This window comes from Mesorhizobium sp. M7A.F.Ca.CA.002.09.1.1 (assembly GCF_003998555.1).
GTDB classification, from domain to species: Bacteria; Pseudomonadota; Alphaproteobacteria; order Rhizobiales; family Rhizobiaceae; genus Mesorhizobium; species Mesorhizobium ciceri.
In genome coordinates, this window is the sequence record NZ_RZRR01001375.1 from 1 (window position 1) to 901 (window position 901).

General features: G+C 58.6%; 1 protein-coding gene and 1 pseudogene. Both read right to left on the reverse strand.

Annotated elements, in window-relative coordinates:
• A pseudogene (locus EN994_RS33335) lies at positions 1–310 on the reverse strand (response regulator transcription factor); the annotation flags it as partial.
• Positions 311–533: 223 nt separating this feature from the next.
• A partial coding sequence (locus tag EN994_RS33340) for a transglycosylase SLT domain-containing protein (RefSeq protein WP_164746524.1) occupies positions 534–901 on the reverse strand: 368 nt, incomplete at its 5' end.

The window sequence follows — 901 nt, forward strand, 5'->3', positions numbered from 1 at the left end:
GGACGGGCTTGCGAATGACGTCATCGACGCCGCTCTCGAACAACCGCAGCGTGTTCTCCAGCGAATGCTGTTCGCTCAGCGCAATCACCGGGGCGCCGGTGCGGTCGCGGATCTGGCGCGGAGAGATGGAACCTTCGCGGCAATCGCCGATGAGGAAGGCCCTGACCGAGCGCAGATCGGTGTCGGCGGCCGAATTCACCCACTCACCGAATTCGCCGGATGCAAAGCCTGCACAGGCGATGCCCTCACGATCGAAAAGTGAATTGTATCCCTCTGTTACGAGCTCGCGCTCGTCAACGATCACAATCATCGGCCCCGCCTTCCGAATCGAATCATTTGCCCCGTGAAGAGAGGCCTATCCGCTGGCGAGAATCCTGAACAACCGTCATTTCTTGTAGCTAGTTTCTTGGGAGTCTGGAATCGTATCGGTTGCATTAGCGTGCAGCCAGATACGCATTCGGCGCCAAGTTTTGGCCAGGCCAGAACAACAATTCGGGGTTGTGTGTTAGGTCTATTAGTAATGGAAAATGCGCTTATGGGTTGCAGAATCCGCGGGCGTTCGCGGTCCATTTTCCAAAGCCGGTGGCGACCATGTTGGCAATGACACGGCAGACATAGATCTTCTGCGCCGGGTCATTGTCGGGGCCGGCATGATAGCGGGCCACGGCCATCGACCAGGTCTCGTGACGGGCATGAAGGCTGGCCAGGAAGCGCGCCGCATAGTCGACATTCTGACGTGGGTCGAGCATGTCCTCGACGCTGCGAAAATGCGATGCGTGGTAGTGGTGGTTGATCTGCATGCAGCCCAGATCGATCAGGGTCTTGCCCTCGCGCCGGGCATTGGCGAAGGCGGCAAGGGCCTCGGGCCGGCTTCTGGGAAAGACTGCTTTTCCCTCTATAT